This is a genomic window from Chamaesiphon polymorphus CCALA 037, assembly GCF_003003845.1.
In the GTDB taxonomy this organism is placed as follows: Bacteria; Cyanobacteriota; Cyanobacteriia; order Cyanobacteriales; family Chamaesiphonaceae; genus Chamaesiphon; species Chamaesiphon polymorphus.
The window spans coordinates 1-4076 of sequence record NZ_PVWO01000504.1; the positions used below are offsets into that span (position 1 = coordinate 1).

3 protein-coding genes are annotated in these 4076 nt (G+C 48.5%); 2 read left to right on the top strand and 1 reads right to left on the bottom strand.

Annotation, left to right across the window (positions count from 1 at the left end; genetic code table 11):
* The first annotated feature begins 422 nt into the window (after positions 1–422).
* Positions 423–1892 carry a DNA phosphorothioation system restriction enzyme gene (locus C7B77_RS25310; RefSeq protein WP_106311475.1) on the top strand — a complete coding sequence of 490 codons (1470 nt, stop codon included), beginning with the start codon at positions 423–425 and terminating at the stop codon, positions 1890–1892.
* 392 nt (positions 1893–2284) lie between these two features.
* Positions 2285–2749, top strand: a complete 465-nt coding sequence (locus C7B77_RS25315) for a hypothetical protein (protein WP_106311472.1) — start codon at positions 2285–2287, stop codon at positions 2747–2749.
* Positions 2750–2797: 48 nt separating this feature from the next.
* Here C7B77_RS25315 and C7B77_RS25320 read toward each other — a convergent pair.
* The coding region (locus tag C7B77_RS25320) for a sensor histidine kinase (RefSeq protein ID WP_106311478.1) at positions 2798–4076 on the bottom strand (1279 nt) is incomplete at its 5' end.

Here is a 4076-nt window from a genome sequence, read left to right on the forward strand (position 1 = left end):
ATAAAAGAGGATGCCATACTTTTTTCTCTTAAATGTGGGTGTCAGGCAGAAGCTGAGTTGACAAGCAAAATAGAGCTACAACTATTAATACGTTGGGTTGAGAATGTTGGATTCAAATGGGTAAAAAGTTGCATTCGGCATCGCTATCTTGAAAACTTGCCGTAGGGGTACGACTTCAGCCACTGTCCGCCAACCGACGTTCGCCAGCACACATAACAGGATGTTTTTTAGCTCATATCGGCAGTAACTCTCTCACCGATTACATTACAGCTTCCACAGCCGGATAATCATCTATCAAAAGGATTAAATCGAGAATCGAACGTGGTAGTATAAAAAAGCACGTAGTTCGGTGACGAGTATTGTCGATCGACTCTAAAAATACTTATCGAGTAACCAAAGTAGCTGTCGATCGCGAATTAACGATGGCGGCGGGATTGACTAGCATCAATCGTTTGGTAGCCGTTGCCGAAGCGCAGATCCGCTATCAAATCGAACCAGTTCCGCCGGGATGTCCGCAGTTACCCGCAGGCTTGCAACTGCGATCGTACCAACAGCAAGCTATTTCTAATTGGTTTAAAAATCAAGGTCGCGGCACGCTCAAAATGGCGACAGGTAGCGGTAAAACTATTACGGCTCTAGCGATCGCGCATCAACTATACCAGCAAATCGGACTGCAAGTTCTCATCGTCATCTGTCCATTCAGGCACTTAGTCAATCAATGGGGACGAGAGTGCGAAAAATTCAATCTTCAGCCGATCCTTGCCTGCGAAAGCATCCATAAATGGCAAGGCAAGTTCTCTTACCAACTCGCCAGAATTCATACCGGACACCAAAAATTCCTGACGATCGTCACTACCAATGAAACTCTAATTACCGCCGGATTTCAATCTCAGCTCAAATATTTACCCGATCGCACCTTAATTATCGGCGACGAAGTACACAACCTCGGTGCGAAAAAGCGCGAATCCAGTCTGCCCCGCAATGTCGGCTTGCGGCTCGCGCTCTCAGCCACCCCAGAACGCCACTACGACGACATCGGCACTCAAAATATCCTCGAATACTTTGGCGACATCTTACAGCCCGAATTTACCCTCAAAGACGCGATCGAACAGGGTGCCCTCGTTCACTACTTATATTATCCAATCCTCGTCGAACTGACTCCAGATGAAAGCGATCGCTACCTCCAACTCAGTCGCGCGATCGCCCGCAAACTCATCTACAATAGCCAAAATCGCGCCCCTAGCTACGACGAATTCGACACCCCAGATCTGACCCCTTTACTCATGCAACGCGCGCGCCTCGTCGGTGCGGCGGCGAATAAACTCGTCGCCCTCAAAACCCTGATGCAAGATCGCCTGGATACCAGTCATACCCTCTTCTACTGTGGCGATGGTAGCAGCGACACTTCGGCTCCGCTCAGTGCAAGCAGCACCCAACAACTCGCCGCCGTCACCCAGCTACTCGGGCAAGAACTCGGTTATCGCGTCAACACTTACACCGCAGCCACATCCATCCCCGATCGAGAACAACTCCGCCAACAGTTTGAATCTGGCGCACTCCAAGGACTAGTAGCAATCCGCTGCTTGGATGAAGGTATCGACATCCCCGCCATCAAACATGCTGTCATCCTCGCCAGCAGCACCAATCCCCGTCAATTTATCCAACGCCGAGGGCGAATTCTGCGACCGGATGTGGGTAAGGATCGGGCTACTCTATACGATATGGTCGTTTTACCACCAGAATTAGATCGGGATACTCTCGCAATCGAACGAAATTTACTCAAAAAAGAACTTATGCGCCTGATCGAATTTGCCGATCTCGCCGACAACGCCGCCGCCGCCAGAAACCAATTACTCGCACTCCAAAAACGTTACGGTTTGCTAGATATATAGAACAGAGTAAGCGCATTTCGGAAAGTAATAGAGAATACAGATTATTGAGGAGACTGATTAACAACAATACCTGAGTAAGCTCAATTACGATTTTATTGGATGTTCTCGACGTTGACGGCTCGATTATTACTATTGATGCAATAGGTACTCAAAAGAAAATCTTTCTTGACAAGACTGGATACATTTAAAAGAAACGGTACTTTAGTCACGCTTTGAACATTTAAGAGAGCGGTACTTTAGTCATGTTTTAAAAGATTTGCATATCCAACTATGGACAGATATCACCCGATTGCCAAGTCACTAAAATATTCAATTGAAGATATTTTTTAGCGATCGATAATTATTGCGATCGCCAACCAAATATTCATGCAAAACTACATTGGAACCTCAAAATGAAAAAGCATAAAATTACCTCGATTTCTCTCTTAGCTGCGATCGCGACTGTAGCAATGAGTCTGCCAGCTAGCGCGCAAGTAGGTCAAAGCTCCATCGGGCCATCGCTACAGTTCGGTAACGGTCAAGCGGCGATCGGGATCGATTCTAAGTTTGGTGTGAGCGAGAATCTATCGCTACGTCCGTTTATCTACTTCCCTAATAATGGGACTAATTTTGGTACCGCACTTACTTACGATCTGCCGTTGAGAAATACCGATAGTACAGTGCTAATTACCCCCTTTATCGGTGGTGCGCTCGATATTAATACTGGCGGTAATAATAGTTTCACAGCAGTGAGTTTGGTCGGGGGGGCCGATTTCGATCTCAACGATAGCTTGCAGTTAAAAACTTCACTGAGCGTACCATTGAGTAATAATAATCGATCGACTAGTCTGGCTGTTGGTGCTGGTTTCCGATTTTAGATCGCGATCGTTATGCCACATTTGGCAGTCGATGGGAGGGTGAGATATTCAACTGGCGATCGGTTGTTTGAGCCAGGTAAATTTGAAAATAGCTCCCCTCCCAACTGCCGAGTCTAACTCGATCGATCCGCCTTCAGCCGTAACGATCTTTTTGACAATTGCCAATCCTACCCCAATATTCTCTTGGCGATCGCGTGCGGTTAGGGTTTGAAAAATAGTATAAATGCGATCGTGATATTGAGGGTCGATCCCATCACCATCATCAGCGACTGTAAACTCATAGCAATCTTCTAGATCGATCGCGGAGATCTCCACCCGACCTACTTTGGTAGGGTGGTGGCGGATCGCATTGTCGATGAGGTGGAAAAATACCTGTTGTAGCGGCTGTTTGCGGGTATTGAAGATCGGCATCGGCGGGTGGATCTCGATCGTCATTGTCGGTGGCGGCGCAAGCGACTCCACAATCTCGGTCAGGAGAGCATCGAGATCGACACGGCTAATCGGCTTCTGCGTGCGTCCAGAGCGCGAATATTCGAGCAAGCTGTCGAGAAGTGCTTGCATCCGGTAGACGCGGTTGCGGAGCAATTGCATCTGCGATCGAGTTTCCGCCGAAAGCTGCTCTGCTAGCTCTTCTTCAATCCATTCAGAGAGGCTGGCGATCGCCCGCAAGGGGGCCTTGAGGTCGTGAGCGGTAATATAGGCAAATTGGTCGAGTTCGCGGTTACTGGCAGTTAACGAACGATTGGTAACATTCAATGCTACGTTGAGATCTACCAATTGTCTGTTGGTGGCAACGAGTCTGGCCGCTGCTTGTTGCCGTTCGGTAATATCGCGAATGATGATAATTCGGTCTTGTTGCGTTGCCACCAGTGCATCATCTGCCACTGTATTTATGGAAAATTCAATTGGAAACCAGTCGCCATTTTTGCGCTGTCCCATTGCCTGCTGGCTCTGACTACCAGACACGAATGTTTGGCTCGCATCGGCTGGGTGCAACAGCAAGCTTTGGTTTACCTCGGCTGCTGGTGCCAAGAGTTTGTGCCAATCATCGCCGATTACTTCATCGGCAGGATAGCCAAACATTCCGACTGCTGCCTGATTGAAACTTTGAATTTTGCCTCCCGCATCGACGATGGCAACCCCATCGACGACATTCGCCACGAGCGTGCGAATCAAACATTGGCTTTCGCTCAGGCGGGATTGCCGAGCGTGTAATTCTGCCGATAGCTGCTGGAGAATGCGTAAGGCGAAGAGTATTCCGAGCGCACCGACCCCACTGCCACCCCAGATAAAACTCGTGTTGAGCTGCTGTTCCTCTTGCAAGGAG

What these genes read in the sequence shown, in the direction of transcription:
- C7B77_RS25310 (WP_106311475.1), top strand. Translation starts at nt 423, where the DNA reads ATGGCGGCGGGATTGACTAGCATCAATCGTTTGGTAGCCGTTGCCGAA.
- C7B77_RS25315 (WP_106311472.1), top strand. Translation starts at nt 2,285, where the DNA reads ATGAAAAAGCATAAAATTACCTCGATTTCTCTCTTAGCTGCGATCGCG.